Here is a 14590-nt window from a genome sequence, read left to right as displayed (position 1 = left end):
GCGCTGGCGCGCGCAATGCCGCCGTTTCTTCCCGGAACCGTCTGGCTCGTGGGGGCCGGTCCGGGCGATCCCGGCCTCGTCACGCTGCAGGCGGCGTGGGCGCTCGCCCAGGCCGACGCGGTCTACTTCGATGCGCTCGTGAATGAGGAGGTTTTGAGGCTCGCGCGGGACGATTGCGAACGGGTGTTCGTCGGAAAGAGGGCCGGCTGCCCGTCGCCGAAGCAGTCCGAGATCACCGCCCTTCTGATCTCGTCCGCGCGCGCTGGCAAGCGAGTCGTGCGGCTGAAAGGCGGCGACCCTTACGTGTTCGGCCGCGGCGCCGAGGAGGCGCAGGGGCTGGTGGCGGCCGGGACGCGCTTCCGCGCCTCTCCGGGCGTGACGGCGGGCGTCGGAGGCCTCGCGGCCGCCGGCATCCCGGTCACCCATCGCGACGTCAATCAGTCAGTGACTTTTTTGACCGCGCACGACGCGAAGGGCGCGCTGTCGGAGCGGCTGGACTGGACCGCGCTGTCGGCCGGGGCGCCCGTTCTCGTCGTCTATATGGGCTTCCGGCTAATGCGCGTGATCGCCCGAAAACTGCTGGAGGCGGGGCGCCCGGAAGCCGAGCCTGTCGCGGTGGTGGCCAACGCCACGACGCCGCGCCAGCAGGTCGTTCTCACGACGCTTGCTCGCCTTGCGGCGGGCGAGGATGTCGCAGGCGTCGAGCCGCCGGCGATCGTGGTGGTGGGCGGCGTGGTGGCGCTCGCGCCGGTGCTCGGCATGGCGGCCGCGCATGCGGACGCGGCGATCGCGGACGCCGTACGGTGACGCCGAGCTTCGTGGTCGCCGCGCCGTCGAGCGGCTCCGGCAAGACGATCCTGACCCTTGGCCTGCTTGGCGCCTTCCGGCGGGCCGGCCTCGCCGTCGCTTCCGCCAAGATCGGTCCGGATTACATCGACCCTCGCTTCCACGAGGCGGCGACAGGCCGCCCGTCTCCGAACCTCGACGGCTGGTCTATGCGGCGGGACCGGCTGCTCAGCCTTGCGCATGAAGCGGGGCAGGGCGCTGACGTCATGGTCGTCGAGGGGGTCATGGGCCTCTTCGACCGCGCCGCGGAACGCGGCGTCGACGGCTATGGGGGCGCGGCCGAGGTCGCGAAGACGCTCGGCCTGCCGGTCGTGCTCGTGATCGACGTCGGCGGCATGGCGCAGTCCGCCGGCGCGGTGGCGGCCGGGTTCCGGGCCTTCGATCCGGATGTCGAGATCGCCGGCGTCATTCTCAACCGGGTTGCGAGCGCCCGGCACGCGGCTCTGTCGCAGGACGGCTGCGCGGCCGCGGGTTTCAGAGTGTTCGGCGCCGTGCCGCGGACTGCGGGCCTCGCGACGCCCTCGCGGCACCTCGGTCTCGTGCAGGCGGAGGAGATCGAGGGTCTCGCCTCGATCCTGGACGCGGCCGCGGGTCTCGTCGCCGACCATGTCGACCTTCCGGCGCTTCGGGACGCCGCCCGGCCGCTCGCGGCTCCGCCGGCCGCGGCGCCGGGGCCGCCCGCTCGACCGCTCGGGAGCAGGATCGCGCTCGCCTGCGACGTCGCGTTCCGCTTCGCCTATCCGCATCTTCTGGACGGCTGGCGGCGGGCTGGCGCCGAGATCATGCCGTTCTCGCCGCTCGACGACGAAGCGCCGCCGGTCGGAGCCGACGCCGTGTTCCTGCCGGGCGGCTACCCGGAGCTGCATGCCGGGCGGCTCGCGGCGGCGGCCGCTTCAGGGACGGCATGCGCGCCGCGGCCGCGAACGGCGTCGCGATCTATGGCGAGTGCGGCGGCTACATGACGCTCGGCGAGGCCATCATCGACGCCGACGGCGTCCGCCACGAGGGCCTCGGCCTGCTTGCGCTCGAAACGTCCTTCTCCAGCCGGCATCTTCATCTCGGCTATCGTCGCGCCCGCCTCGCCGCCGGCGGCCCGCTCGGCCCATCCGGGACGGACGTGCGGGCCCACGAGTTCCACTACGCCACCATCCTGCGCGAAGAGGCGAGGAGCCGCTCTTCAGGCTACAGGACGGCGGCCGCGCGGGCCTGCGCCGCGCAAACGTCTCAGGATCCTTCCTGCACGTCCTCGACTGCGACTGAGATGTCTTCGACGAGTGCATGCTCGGCGCCGGGCGGCGGCACCCGCGCGACCGTGTTCTTGCGGATCTTTTCGGGCCGCGTCCGCCAGGGCGGAATTCCGTCCGGCGCGTCCGCATGAGCGAGGGCGAAGCGGGCGAGATCCTCCGCGTCTTCGGGAACGAGGCCGCCGACCACGTAGGAGAATTTGCCGGGGGCCGCCACCGAGGCGGCGCAGGAGCGCCCGCAGGCCGACAGGCATGCGATCGCCCGGACCTCGACGACGCTGTCGGGACCTGCAAGCCGCTCGACCGCCGCGACCGTCGCGCGTCCGAGCCGCGCTCCGGGCGGCTCCGCAGCGACGTCGCCCTCCGGTTTGCAGGTCCGGCAGACGGCGACCACCGTGATACCGCGGCTGGCGGAAGCCGCGCTCACGCCCGATCGCTCCCCGCGCGGCCCGGCAGTGGCGTCTTCGCCGCGGGCCGCAAGACCTCAGCAGCGTTGACGCGGCCGCAAATCTGCTCAATTTTTTGGCGTGGGGACAGGCAGGAGCGTTCATGAGGCATGGCGGCGATCTCGCTGCGGCGGAGGCCGCTTTCGGCCAGCCGCGGCAGGGTTGGCTTGATCTGTCGACCGGCGTCAATCCCCATCCCTATCCGCTCAGGCCCTTTCCGCCCGAGGCGCTGACCAGGCTTCCCGACCCGAAGACCTCAAGGAACTCCTGTCCGTGGCCCGGCGCGCCTATGGCTGGCGCCCGGATACGCCCGTCGTCGCCGGGCCCGGCGCGCAGGCGATGATCCAGCTGCTGCCGTACCTGCGCACGCGCGGGCCAGTGCTCGTCGTCGGGCGCACCTATGCCGAGCACGCCTATTCCTGGGCGCGGGCCGGCCACAAGGTGAAAGAGGCCTGGTCGCTGACGCATGCGAGCGAGGCCGACGTCGTCGTCGTCGTGAACCCCGACAATCCCACGGGCCGCACCTTCGAGCCGGACGTATTGGCCGGTCTTGCGACCCAGCTCGCGCGCCGCGGCGGCCTGTTGGTGGTCGACGAGTCCTTCGCGGATGTGAGCCAGGAGACAGCGCTCGGCTCCAAGGTGGCGTCCAAGGGCGTGGTGGTGCTGCGGTCGTTCGGGAAGTTCTATGGGCTCGCCGGCCTTCGCCTTGGCTTCGCGGCGGGCGACGAAGAGATGATCTCGGAGCTTGCCGCCGAACTCGGGCCGTGGCCGGTCTCCGGCCCTGCGCTCCATGCCGGCAGGGCCGCGCTTGCCGACGACGCCTGGGCGGCCGAGATGCGCCTCCAGCTCGCTGTCGACGCGCTCCGGCTCGAGAGCCTGCTGCAGAGCGCGGGCTTCAGTCAGGTGCGGGGCTGCGATCTGTTCCGCATGGTTCGACATCCGCGCGCGTCCGAGATCCACCGCAGTCTGGCGCGCGACGGGGTGTGGACGCGCGCCTTCGAAGAGCGGCCCGACCATCTGCGCTTCGGACTGCCCGGCGGGCCGGACGCCTTCGCGCGGCTCGACCGCGCGCTCGAGACCGCTAAAGACGGCGGCCTGACGAGCAAAGCCGGATTTGGACGCCTTGGACATCGCGCACACCGCGGCGATCGCGCTTGTCGCGCTCGCCCTCGACGCCGTGATCGGCGACCCGGACCGGCTCTGGAGGCGCGTCGCGCATCCGGTGGCGGTGATGGGGGCGGGCGTCGCGTTGCTCGACCGCCGCCTCAACCGGCTGGAGCTCGACGAGGCGGTGCGGCGCAGGCGGGGCGTCGCCGCCGTGTTCGCGCTCGTGCTCGGCCGGTCGGCTTCGCCTTGTCCTTGCCGCTTGGCGGTCTGCCGTACGGCTACCTGCTCGAGGGCGTTCTCGCCTCGATGCTGGTGGCGCAGAAGAGCCTCTATCTGCATGTCCGCGCCGTCCGCGACGCCTTTGCTGCGGGGGGCATCGGCGCGGCGCGGCACGCGGTCTCGATGATCGTCGGTCGCGATCCCTCGAAGCTCGACGAGGCGGGCGTGTCGCGCGCCGCGATCGAGTCGGCGGCGGAGAATTTTTCGGACGCCGTCGTCGCGCCGGTCTTCTGGCTCGTGCTCTTCGGGCTGCCCGGACTGTTCGCCTACAAGGCGATCAACACCGCTGACAGCATGATCGGGCACAAGACCGAGCGCCACCGCGCCTTCGGCTGGGCGGCGGCGCGGCTCGACGACTTGGTCAACCTGCCGGCTTCGAGGCTGTCGGGCGCGATCGTGGCGATCGCAGCGGCCCTGACGGGGCGTTCCGCCGGCGCCGCCTTTCGAGCGATGCGCGAGGACGCCGGCCGCCACGCTTCGCCCAACGCGGGCTGGCCGGAGTCAGCCTTCGGCGGAGCGCTCGGTCTCGCGCTCGGCGGCCCGCGGATCTATTCGGGCGTGGCCGTCGACGATCCGTGGATGAACCGTCGGGGCAGGCAGGACGCGCGCCCCGAAGACATCGGCGCGGCGCTGAGACTGTTCCGGTCGGCCTGCGCCGCGCATGCCGGGGCGGTTCTCGCCGTGTTCGGGGTCGCGACGCTTATGGGCTAGCCGCGACTGCGCGCGATCGCGAGGATCGCGTCGACGTCGAGATGCGTTTCGAGATGCGCCGCGAGCGCGTCGAGCGTCGCCTCGATGGTCGCCTCATAGGCGAGCGCGGAGCCGGGTAGGCCGAGCGCCTTGAGATAGGCGCGGCGGAACCCGTCGGCCGCGAAGACGCCGTGAAGGTAGGCGCCGGCGACGAGCCCGTTCGGAGACGCCGCGCCTTCGGGCCGGCCCTCGACCTCGAACGGCGCGCGGGCCGTGTCCGGACCCGCGGTGCGCCCCATGTGGATCTCGTAGGCCTCGACCGCTTCTCCGCTCGGCATATGGCGGCCGGTCACGCGGGCAAGACGCTTTTCGCCGCCCAGCACGGTGTCGACCTCGAGGAGTCCGAGGCCCTCGACCGAACGGGGAGGGCCCTCGACGCCGTCCGGGTCCGCGATCGTGCGGCCGAGCATCTGGTATCCGCCGCAGAGGCCCAGAACCCGGCCGCCGCGACGGACATGCGCATGGATGTCGTGGTCCCAGCCGAAGCGCCTGAGCGCATCGAGGTCGTCGATCGTGGCTTTCGACCCCGGCAACAGCACGAGATCCGCGTCGACCGGCAGCGGCGCTCCGCCTTCGACGAGCTCCAGCGAGACGCCGATCTCCAGCCGCAGCGGATCAAGGTCGTCGAAGTTCGAGATGCGGGGCAGGACAGGCGTGACGATCCGGATCTCGCCGCGCGCCGGCCGAGCGCGCCCCACGAGATTGACGGAATCTTCCGCTGGAAGTTTGCCGGCTTCCGGAAACCACGGCGCGACGCCAAGCGAGGGCCATCCGGTTCGCTCCGCAATCGTTGTAAGCCCGCCGGCGAACATCGCGGGATCGCCGCGGAAGCGGTTGATCAGAAAGCCTCGAATCAGAGCGCGATCGTCCGGCGGCAGCAACGCCGAGGTTCCGACGAGAGAGGCGATGACGCCGCCCCGGTCGATGTCGCCGATGAGGACGACCGGAACATTAGCCGACTGTGCGAATCCCATGTTGGCGATGTCGTTCTGGCGGAGATTGACCTCCGCGGCGCTCCCCGCGCCCTCGACCAGAACGAGATCGGCGTCGGCCGCCAGCCGCTCGAAGCTCTCGATGACAGGCGCCATCAGGCTTGGCTTCAGCCCGGAATAGGCCGCTCCACGATAGCTGCCGACGCGCCGGCCCTGCACGACGACCTGGCTGCCGGTTTCGCTCTCTGGCTTCAGGAGCACCGGGTTCATGTCGACGACCGGTTCGCGGAAAGCCGCGCGCGCCTGCAACGCCTGGGCGCGGCCGATCTCTCCGCCGTCCAGGGTCACGGCCGCGTTGTTCGACATGTTCTGCGGCTTGAACGGCGCGACCTTCAGGCCACGGCGCGCGAACAGCCTGCACAGCCCGGCGACGATCAGCGACTTGCCGACGTTCGAGCCGGTGCCCTGGAACATGATCGCGGGGGTGGGGGACATTCGCGTCATCCCGGACGGCCGCAGGCCGAGCAGGGATCGTCCTCAAGCGGGGATGCGGCGAAAAACTGCGTGCTTCGAGACGCGGCCTGACGGCCGCTCCTCAGCATGAGGAGGGTTGGGAGCATGAAGAACCTCAAACCTCCCTCATGCTGAGGAGCGAGCCCTTTGGCTCGCGTCTCGAAGCACGCAGTTCGTTTGTAAAAGCGGTCGTCGCGCATCCGGGTCCCGGCGCAAGGCCCGAACGCAGGCGGCGCGTCAAAACTCGATTCCCGCCTGCGCCTTCACGCCGTCGCGGAACGGGTGCTTCACCTGGGTCATCTCGGTGACGAGGTCGGCGATCTCGATCAGTTCGTCCTTGGCGTTGCGGCCCGTCGCCACGACGTGGCAATCGGCCGGCCGGCTCCTGATGGCCTCGAGAACCTCGTCGAGCGCCAGATAATCGTAGCGCAGCACGATGTTGAGTTCGTCGAGGATCACGAGCCGGACGTCCGGATCGGCGATGAATTTCTTCGACATTTCCCACGCCTCGCGCGCGGCGCGGACGTCCCGCTCGCGGTCCTGCGTCTCCCAGGTGAAGCCTTCGCCCATGGCGTGTATCTCCACCTGTTGCGGGAACTGGCGCAGGAGATCGCGTTCGCCGCTCTCCCAAGGGCCCTTCACGAACTGAACGACGCCGACCTTCATGCCATGCGCGATCGCGCGCATCGCCATGCCGAAGGCGGCGGTCGACTTGCCCTTGCCCTTGCCCGTGTGAACGATGAGGAGACCTTTCTCCGTCTGGCGCTCGGCCACGATCTTGTCCTGGTGGGCCTTGCGCGCCTTCATCTTCTCGGCGTGGCGTTCGGCGTCGATAGTCATCGGGCGGCTCCTTCTGCAAGCGTCGAAAGATGGTGGTGGGCGCTGTTGCGGCGCGGGCGCCAGAAGCCGCGGCGCTCGGCCTCGAGGAAGGCCGCCGCCATTTCGGTCAGCGCCGCGGGATTGGCGTCCGCGATGAAGCCGCGCGTCTCGTCGTCGCCGAGATAGGCGTCGTACAGGGCCTCGAACTGGTGAGAGCCGGTCGCGTCTGTGGTCGCGGCGAAACCCATGAGGTTGCGCACCGTCGCGAGCATCTCGGCCGCGCCCTTGTGGCCGTGTTCGCGCATCGCCGCGATCCATTTTGGGCTCGCGGCGCGCCCGCGCATCACAAGGGCGATCTCCTTGCCGAGCGTCCGCGCCTTGGGAGACTCGGGACGCGACGTGTCGAGGTGATAGACGGCCGGCGCCTCGCCTTTCAGCCGCTCGATCGCGGCCGAAAGGCCCCCGGCGAACTCGTGAAAATCATCCGAGTCCAACAGATCGAATTCCCGCGCGTCCTGCGCCTGCACGACGCCGTCGACGCTGCTGGCCATGGCCTCGAGCGCGCCGCGGGCGGGAGCGCCGTCGTGGCCTTGGGCGTATGCGAACCCGCTCGAGGCGAGATAGGCCTCGGCGAGGTCCTGGCGCTTGTCCCAAGCCGACCCGTTCAACAGCGGCGCGAGGCCGGTTCCATAGGCGCCGGGCGCCGAGCCGAAGATCGCGCGCGCGTCGCGGCCCGCTTCCGTTTCTGAGAGGACGCGCGCGCGAATGGGGTTGGCCTTGTCGTCTTCATCGAGCGCGGCCACGAGCCCGTAGGCTTCGTCCAACAGGTCGATCTGGAACGGAAAAGCGTCGCGGAAGAAACGGAGATGCGGAACAGCACGTCGACGCGGGGGCGTTTGAGCTCGGAGAGCGCGATCGGCGCGAGGCCGACCACGCGCGAGGATCCCGGCTCCCATTGCGGCTCGACGCCGAGAAGGGCGAGCGCCTGCGCGACGTCGTCGCCGCCGGTGCGCATGTTGGCGGTGCCCCAGGCCGAGATCGCGAGCCGCCGCGGCCATTCGCCGTGGTCCTGGAAATGGCGGCGGCAGACCGTGTCAGCCGCAAGCCGCCCCAGCCGCCAGGCGGCTTCGGTCGGGGCCGAGCGCGGATCGAGCGCGAAGAAGTTGCGCCCGGTCGGCAGGGCGTCGAGCCGAGCGCGGGTCGGCGCGCCGGAGGGTCCGGGCGCGACGAAGCGTCCGTCGAGGGCGGTGATGAGGCCGGCGATCTCCGCCGCGCCCGAGGCGTCGACGCGCGGGGCCACCACAGAGGCGACCTCGCGAAGGACGGCGGCAGCGCGGGGGAAGGGCTCAACTCCCTTGCCTGGGACAGGGGAGAGAAGGGTGAGGTGGGTCTCAGAGAGAGGTTCGTCATGCCCCGGCTCGTCCGGGGCATTGACCTCTGGCGCAGGCGCGGACGACCCAATCGCGCGTGGGAGCCGCTCCTTGGATCCTCCGGACAAACCGGGGGATGACGACGGAGACAGGGACGCCTCTTCCACCAGCAGCAGCGCCAACATTTCCAGCCGTTCGACCGTATCGCCGACCGTGCGCCACGGCGCGTCGGACACCTCTGCGAGCGCGTCCGATCTCGCTCCCTCCCACGCCGCCGCAAACTCCGGCGCAAGCGGATCGAAGCCGTCGAGCCCGAGATCCGCCGCGAGCGCCCGTGTCAGCGACGCGTCCCCCGGTCGAGAGCCGCGCGGGCTCCGCACCAGCGCCACAAGCAGTTCGGCGCGCGTCGTGCCCAGAGGAGAGCGGCCGAACACATGCAGTCCGTTGCGGACCTGAAGCTCCTTCACCTCGCACAGAAACGCGTCGAGCTTCGTCAGGGCGTCGTCGGGATCGTCGGCGATCGAAAAGCCGCAGTCGCGGTCGAGCCCGAGATCGGCGGCGCGGACAAGGATCTCCTTGGCGAGCGTCTTCGCCCGGCGCGGGTCGAGCCCTTCGGCTTCCGCGTATTCGTCCACCAGCGTCTCGATCTCGCGCAACGCGGCGGATCCTTCGGCGCGAGCGAGCGGCGGGGTCAGATGATCGACGATGACCGCCGAGGCTCGCCGTTTGGCCGCGGCGCCCTCGCCGGGGTCGTTGACGATGAACGGATAGACGTGGGGCAGGGGGCCGAGCGCGATCTCCGGAAAGCACTCGGCTGAAAGCGCGAGCGCCTTTCCGGGGAGCCATTCGAGATTTCCGTGCTTTCCGACATGCACGACGGCCTGAGCGCCGAAGTTCTGGCGCAGCCAGACATAGAAGGCGAGGTGGCCGTGGGGCGGCGGCAGGTCGGGGTCGTGATGCGCGGCCTTGGGATCGAGGTCGAAGCCGCGGCCGGGCTGGACGCCGAGAACGAGGTTTCCGTAGCGTCGAAGCGCGAGACGGAAGCTTTGCGAAGCGGCGTCGAAGCTCGGGTCGCTCTCGGGCGCGCCCCAGCGGGCGGCGATCTTTTCGCGGGCGACGAAGGGGATGCTGGCGAGGAAGCGCGTGTAGTCGGAGAGCGAAAGGCTCGCCGCATCCCGGCCGAAGCGAAGCGCAGAGCCGGGACCCGGATCCGCCAAGGCGGCCGAAGGGAACTCGTCGGTGGTCGCCTCGGTTTCATGCGGCGTCGGTTCTGGGTCCCGGCTCAAGGCCGGGACAAGGGGGCGGCGATTTTCGGGCTCGATGGCGGACTCGAGCGCCGCCGTCATCTCGGCCACCACCTCCGCGCCCGTCTCCGGCGCGCCGTCGGCCGCGTATCCGGCTTGGCGCAGGGCCTCGAGAATCACCGCCGTGCTTTCCGGCGTGTCGAGCCCGACACCGTTCGCAAGCCGCGCCGCGCCTGTCGGGTAATTCGCGAGAATCAGCGCGACGCGACGCTCGGTTCGCGGCGACGACCGCAGCCGCGACCAGTTGGCCGCAAGGTCCGCCACGAAGGCGACGCGGTCGGGGATCGGCTCCAGCGCCAGCACGTCGGTCTCGGTGGCGGGGTCGAAGCGTCCGGCCGACTTGAACGCCACGGCGCGCGTCAGCACGCGGCCGTCGATCTCGGGCAAGGCGACCGCCATCGCCAGGTCGCGGGCCGAAAGGCCTCGCGACGACGCCTCCCAGGCCGCGCGGTCGGAGCCGGAAAACACCAGTTGCAGCCGGGGCGTCGGCCGAATCGAGCGGCGAGCCTTCCCAGGCCGCGCCAGGCTTGGAGACGGCGAAGGCGGTGGCGTTCAGCACGACGGCGGGCCGGACTTCCGCGAAGGTTTTCCGCACGAAGCTCGCGGCGGAGGCGTCCTTCAGCGACGAAACGTAGATCGGCAGCGGGCCGAGTCCGCGCGTGAGAAGCGCCTCGACCATGGCCTCGACCGGCGCGACGTCGCCCGCCTGGAACTGCGCGCGGTAGAACACGATCGGCGCCGCGACGGCGCCTTCCGGCCATTGCGCGCGAATGGCGTCCAGATCAGGCGATGGGAGGCCGGGCCAGAACAGGCCGGCGGCAGGCAGCGGCGCGGGATCGAGCGCGGACGGCGCGCCGTCGAGCCAGGCGCGGCAAGCCCGCAACGCCGCCGCGAGATTGTCCGGCCCGCCCTCGACGAGCGTCCGCCACAGCCGATCGGCCTCATCGGCGGGGACGGTCGAGCGCGAGACGAGATCTGGATCGGCGTTGCCGCAGCCGGGCATCACCGCGAGCTTCACGCCGTGGCGGCGGCAGATCCTCGCGGCCTCCTCGACGCCGTAGGGCCAGTAGGCCGCGCCGCCGAGGAGGCGCAGCACCAGCAGTTTCGAACGCGCCACCGTCTTCTCGAGAAAGAGGTCGACCGACATGTTGTGGCGCAGCCGCTGGAGGTTCGCGAGCCGCAAGCTCGGCGCGTCCGCCCCGAGAGCCGCATGGGCGCGCGCGAGACCCGCGATCTCCGTGTCGGCCGCGGAGACGATGACGACGTCGGCCGGAGAGAGGTCGAGATCGACCGCCTCCGTTCCGTCGCCGATCGGCGTCCCTTGGGCTTTGAGGAGATGCATTCAGACGCTCCAGTGCGCGCTTCGAGACGCGCCTTTGGCGCTCCTCAGCATGAGGAGCGTTGAGGCGATGGAGAGGCGCGAGCTTTCCTCATGCTGAGGAGGCGGCGGCGCGGCCGTCTCGAAGCACGCAGTCGGTCTCAGCCCCTCAACGCTGCGGCGATCGCCGCCTGGTCGACGCCCTTTTCGCCGATCACCACGAGGCGACCCTCGCGGCTCTCTTCGGCGCGCCAGGGGCGGTCGAAATAGGTTTCGATCCGCGTCCCCACGGCTTGCACGACGAGCCGGGCGGACTTGTTCTTGACCGCCACGAAGCCTTTCAGCCGGAGAACGTCGTGGGCGTCCAGCACATGGCGCACCCGCGCTTCCAGTTCGGCGGCGTCGGCGGCCTCGGACGTCGGCGCGATGAAGCTCTCGAAGTCGTCGTGGTCGTGCTGGACCTCGCCCTCCATCTCATGGGTGGTGGGGCGGCTCTCGATCTTGTCCTCGACGCCGGACGCGATGCCGAGGAGGACGTCGGCGGGCAGCGCGCCGCGCGCCGCCGAGACCACGCGCACGCCGTCGCTGGAATGTTCGAGAACGGCGGCGCGCACCGAGGCGATCTCGGCTTCGGTCAGCATGTCGGCCTTGTGCACCACAAGCAGATCGGCGGCGCGCACCTGGTCCTCGAACAGCTCCTCGATCGGGTCCTCGTGGTCGAGATTGGGATCCGCGGCGCGCTGGGCGGCGAGCGCCTCCTCGTCATGGGCGAAGCGACCCTCGCGGACCGCCGGACCGTCGATGACCGTCACGACGCCGTCGACCGTGACGCGGGTCGCGATTTCGGGCCAGCGAAACGCCCTGACCAGCGGCTGCGGCAGCGCGAGGCCCGAGGTCTCGATGACGATGTGGTCGACGGCCTGCGGGCGGGCGAGAATCTTCTCCATCGCAGGGATGAAGTCGTCCGCCACCGTGCAGCAGATGCAGCCGTTGGCGAGCTCGACGATGTCGTCCTCGTCGCAGGCCTCGCTCGCGCAGGCCTTCAGCACCTCGCCGTCGACTCCGACATCGCCGAACTCGTTGACGATCAACGCGATTTTTCGGCCGCCGGCGTTCTCCAGCAGGTGGCGGATGATCGTGGTCTTGCCGGCGCCGAGAAAGCCCGTGACGACGGTGGCGGGGATCTTGTGGTCGCTCATGTCATGGCTCCTTCGGGAGCTTGAGATCGAGAGGAAGGCCGGCGACCACAAGCGTCACGCGGTCCGCGACCGCGGCCACGCGCTGGTTCAGCCGGCCCTGATGGTCGCGAAACGCGCGGCCGAGGGCGTTTTCGGGCACGATCCCGGAGCCGACCTCGTTCGAGACGAGGATCGCGGGGCCGGTGAGCAGGGACACGCCGGTCACAAGCTCGTCGATCGCCGCCTCGACGTCTCGGCCGGCCAGCATCACGTTGGACAGCCAGAGCGTCAGGCAGTCGACGAGGACGATTCGCGTCCCGCCGGCCGAAGCGGCCAGCGCCGTCGCGAGATCGGACGGCGCGTCGACCGTGGTCCAGCCGCCGTCCCGTCTCTCCCGATGATGCGCGATGCGCTCCGCCATCTCGTCGTCGAACGGCTGGGCGGTCGCGACATAGGTGCGCGCGAGGCCGCTTCGCAGGGCGAGGTCCTCGGCGAAGCGGCTCTTTCCGGAGCGCGCGCCGCCGAGGATCAGCGTGAGGGCCCGCGGCGCGGGCGCCATCGATCAGGCCTTGCCGAAGCGCGGCCGGACTGCGCCCGCAAGCGCCCCGAGCGCCGCCCAGAACACGAAGCCCGTGACGATGACCGCGACGACGAAGCCGTGCTCGAGGTCGTGGGGAATCGCGGGCGGGGCAGGGGGCTTCGGCGCGCCGATGACATGCGGCGCAGCGATGAGCGCGACCGCGGCCAGAGCCGCGAGAGGGGCGCGCGAGAAAGCGATGAGCGCCAGTCCCGCCGCCGTCGCGACCGCCGTTCCCACCCACCAGATCTGGCGGTCCATCAAGGCCGCGCCTTCGACGCCAGGGGCCTCGGGCGGAAGGCTGACCGAGGGAGCGAGCGTAAAGACCACGAAGCCTGCAAGGCCCCAGAGCAGGCCCTCGCGCCAGGACGACAGGCCGCCCCTGAGCTCGCTCGCCGCGACGAGGAGCAACGAGAAGCCGACGCCCGCGACGATGTTGGCGACCAGCGTCCAGGCGAATCGCTCCGCGCCGTCCGCCGGCTCCCATTCGTCCGCGCCGTGCTGATGCGCTGCGGCTGCTGCTTCTTCCTGCGCTGTCAGGGCCGCATGGTCATGCTCGCCGGCTGCGGCGTGGTCATGCGGCTTGGCTGCGGCCTCGGCGTTCGATTGCTCGATGACTTCCGCCTTCACGATGAGCGGCTGGGTGCCGAACTGCTGAAGCGCGGTGAGCACGAGCCCGGCCAGCACGCCGGCGAGCGCCGCCGTGAAGACGATGTTCCGGAAAATGTTCAACGGACTTGCCCCTTAGTGGCAGGGGAAGCCGATCGAGTGGCGCTGGTCGTGCGCAGCGTTGTGCAGCGCGGGGACCGAAGCGAATCCGGCTCCGGCGATCACCACCACGCCGAGGAGGAAAGCCGACAGGATCGGCGCGAGGCGGGCGGGCGCAAGATCCGCGGCGCTCGAGGAGTTTGCGGTGACGTTCGACATGTCTGCCTCGCTTGGCCCTCCCACCGAGGGCCCTTGGGGTTGCTCGTCCGGCAGGTCTCCTGGCTTGCGGGTCGCAGCATGCGCGCCGGCCTTCCCGGGTCGAAAGCCCAGTGGCCAAAGTCGACGCGCCGCTCGCCGCTCACAGTTGCGGGGGCAGCTCCGGACTCGAGGCGCATGTCCTCCCACCGGATTCCCTCTTCGTCCCTTGCGGGAGCCGAAGCGAATGAGCGAGGCCTAGCAGAGCAGGCGGCGGCCGACAATCGGACGAATCGCCGTGACGCTTATCCCTTCCAGGCCGCCCAGCCGAGCTCGAACGGTCCAGGGAAGGCGCCGGCGCCGACCGCCGCGGTCTCCCAGAGGAATATGACGAGCCACAGGGTCGCCAGGGGAACCGCGACCCGCCGGAGCGTCTCGCCCGTCCGCCCTCGTGCGCGGGTTCGAGCGAGCGCCGTCGTGACAAACGCAAGCGCTGCGGCGATCCCCGCCACGACGATCCAGTATTGAGCGTTCGCCGCCCCTTCGATCGTGCGGGCGTGCCCGACCCCGATGACCGACAGCGCCACGAGCGACAGAAACGCGAGCAGGCTGCCGAGAAAGGCGGCCTTGCTTGCGGAGCGCTCTTCACCCGGCGCTTCGGGACGGTCGATGTCTGGCATGGCGGGATCTCTTCGCGCGGCGTGCGCCCGGTCCTTACCCTTCCGTCGCGCGGGCAGCCAGCGCGACAGGCCGACCGTCAGGTTTCCGAAATAAGGCGAAGCAGTCCGGCCCGCCGGGCAATTGTGGCGCGCGCGATCTTCTTGCGGTGACACAAAAGCGGCGGTGCGCCGGCTCGCTTTTCAGGCAGAAGGCCAACATTTGAGTGGCATTCCAGCCACAGCGGGATCCAAAGGTCGGATTTGGAACCGTCACAATCGTGATCTCGCTTGCGCCGGGCGCCGCCACGAATATGGTCGTCCTGCGACACGGGGCCTCGGCCAGAG

At 70.5% G+C, this 14590-nt stretch carries 10 protein-coding genes, 4 pseudogenes and 1 riboswitch; of the genes and pseudogenes, 4 read left to right on the top strand and 10 right to left on the bottom strand.

Going from position 1 to position 14590, the window contains the following annotated elements; all coding sequences use genetic code 11:
• Window positions 1-15: 15 nt before the first annotated feature.
• On the top strand, window positions 16-807 hold the full coding sequence (gene cobA, locus K6K41_RS28330; RefSeq protein WP_378148821.1) for a uroporphyrinogen-III C-methyltransferase: 792 nt from the start codon (window positions 16-18) through the stop codon (window positions 805-807).
• A pseudogene (locus tag K6K41_RS28325) lies at window positions 804-2106 on the top strand (cobyrinic acid a,c-diamide synthase CobB). The gene cobA and the pseudogene K6K41_RS28325 overlap by 4 nt, the downstream one beginning before the upstream one ends.
• Here the strand turns inward: K6K41_RS28325 and K6K41_RS28320 are convergent.
• Window positions 2071-2517, bottom strand: a complete 447-nt coding sequence (locus tag K6K41_RS28320) for a DUF1636 domain-containing protein (RefSeq protein ID WP_261403289.1) — start codon at window positions 2515-2517, stop codon at window positions 2071-2073. The pseudogene K6K41_RS28325 and the gene K6K41_RS28320 sit on opposite strands and share 36 nt — an antisense overlap.
• Window positions 2518-2875: 358 nt before the next feature.
• On the opposite strand from K6K41_RS28320, the pseudogene K6K41_RS30045 reads away from it, so the two are divergent.
• Window positions 2876-3526: pseudogene (locus K6K41_RS30045) on the top strand (aminotransferase class I/II-fold pyridoxal phosphate-dependent enzyme); the annotation flags it as partial.
• A gap of 133 nt (window positions 3527-3659) precedes the next feature.
• A pseudogene (gene cbiB, locus K6K41_RS30035) lies at window positions 3660-4633 on the top strand (adenosylcobinamide-phosphate synthase CbiB).
• On the opposite strand, the gene K6K41_RS28305 reads toward cbiB, so the two are convergent.
• From K6K41_RS28305 to K6K41_RS28255, 9 genes and pseudogenes are all read right to left on the bottom strand, one after another.
• Window positions 4630-6108 carry a cobyric acid synthase gene (locus tag K6K41_RS28305; RefSeq protein ID WP_378148395.1) on the bottom strand — a complete coding sequence of 493 codons (1479 nt, stop codon included), beginning with the start codon at window positions 6106-6108 and terminating at the stop codon, window positions 4630-4632. The pseudogene cbiB and the gene K6K41_RS28305 overlap by 4 nt on opposite strands.
• 246 nt (window positions 6109-6354) lie before the next feature.
• Window positions 6355-6957 carry a cob(I)yrinic acid a,c-diamide adenosyltransferase gene (gene cobO, locus K6K41_RS28300; RefSeq protein WP_261403287.1) on the bottom strand — a complete coding sequence of 201 codons (603 nt, stop codon included), beginning with the start codon at window positions 6955-6957 and terminating at the stop codon, window positions 6355-6357.
• Window positions 6954-10952: pseudogene (cobN, locus tag K6K41_RS30900) on the bottom strand (cobaltochelatase subunit CobN). The gene cobO and the pseudogene cobN overlap by 4 nt, the downstream one beginning before the upstream one ends.
• A gap of 137 nt (window positions 10953-11089) precedes the next feature.
• Window positions 11090-12127, bottom strand: a complete 1038-nt coding sequence (gene cobW / locus K6K41_RS28280) for a cobalamin biosynthesis protein CobW (RefSeq protein ID WP_261403285.1) — start codon at window positions 12125-12127, stop codon at window positions 11090-11092.
• Window position 12128: 1 nt separating this feature from the next.
• Window positions 12129-12665: a bifunctional adenosylcobinamide kinase/adenosylcobinamide-phosphate guanylyltransferase gene (gene cobU, locus K6K41_RS28275; RefSeq protein ID WP_261403284.1), complete on the bottom strand. Its 537-nt coding sequence runs from the start codon at window positions 12663-12665 to the stop codon at window positions 12129-12131.
• A 3-nt stretch (window positions 12666-12668) separates the two neighbouring features.
• A complete protein-coding gene (locus tag K6K41_RS28270; RefSeq protein ID WP_261403283.1) occupies window positions 12669-13415 on the bottom strand; it encodes a CbtA family protein in 747 nt (248 codons plus the stop codon).
• A 12-nt stretch (window positions 13416-13427) separates the two neighbouring features.
• Entirely contained in the window at window positions 13428-13610 is a 183-nt protein-coding gene (locus K6K41_RS28265; RefSeq protein WP_261403282.1) for a CbtB domain-containing protein, read from the bottom strand.
• Between the two features lie 32 nt (window positions 13611-13642).
• Window positions 13643-13841, bottom strand: a riboswitch (cobalamin riboswitch).
• A gap of 50 nt (window positions 13842-13891) precedes the next feature.
• Entirely contained in the window at window positions 13892-14266 is a 375-nt protein-coding gene (locus K6K41_RS28260; protein WP_261403281.1) for a hypothetical protein, read from the bottom strand.
• A 77-nt stretch (window positions 14267-14343) separates the two neighbouring features.
• Window positions 14344-14574 carry a hypothetical protein gene (locus K6K41_RS28255; protein WP_261403280.1) on the bottom strand — a complete coding sequence of 77 codons (231 nt, stop codon included), beginning with the start codon at window positions 14572-14574 and terminating at the stop codon, window positions 14344-14346.
• Between the last annotated feature and the right edge of the window lie 16 nt (window positions 14575-14590).

Source organism: Chenggangzhangella methanolivorans (genome assembly GCF_019797865.1).
Lineage (GTDB): Bacteria > Pseudomonadota > Alphaproteobacteria > Rhizobiales > Methylopilaceae > Methylopila > Methylopila methanolivorans.
This window is presented reverse-complemented; position numbering and strand designations above follow the sequence as displayed.

Excerpts from the sequence above, each read along its gene's own strand:
- cobA (WP_378148821.1), top strand. The coding sequence starts at position 16 with ATGCCGCCGTTTCTTCCCGGAACCGTCTGGCTCGTGGGGGCCGGTCCG.
- K6K41_RS28305 (WP_378148395.1), bottom strand. The coding sequence starts at position 6,108 with ATGACGCGAATGTCCCCCACCCCCGCGATCATGTTCCAGGGCACCGGC.
- cobO (WP_261403287.1), bottom strand. The coding sequence starts at position 6,957 with ATGACTATCGACGCCGAACGCCACGCCGAGAAGATGAAGGCGCGCAAG.
- cobW (WP_261403285.1), bottom strand. The coding sequence starts at position 12,127 with ATGAGCGACCACAAGATCCCCGCCACCGTCGTCACGGGCTTTCTCGGC.
- cobU (WP_261403284.1), bottom strand. The coding sequence starts at position 12,665 with ATGGCGCCCGCGCCGCGGGCCCTCACGCTGATCCTCGGCGGCGCGCGC.
- K6K41_RS28265 (WP_261403282.1), bottom strand. The coding sequence starts at position 13,610 with ATGTCGAACGTCACCGCAAACTCCTCGAGCGCCGCGGATCTTGCGCCC.
- K6K41_RS28260 (WP_261403281.1), bottom strand. The coding sequence starts at position 14,266 with ATGCCAGACATCGACCGTCCCGAAGCGCCGGGTGAAGAGCGCTCCGCA.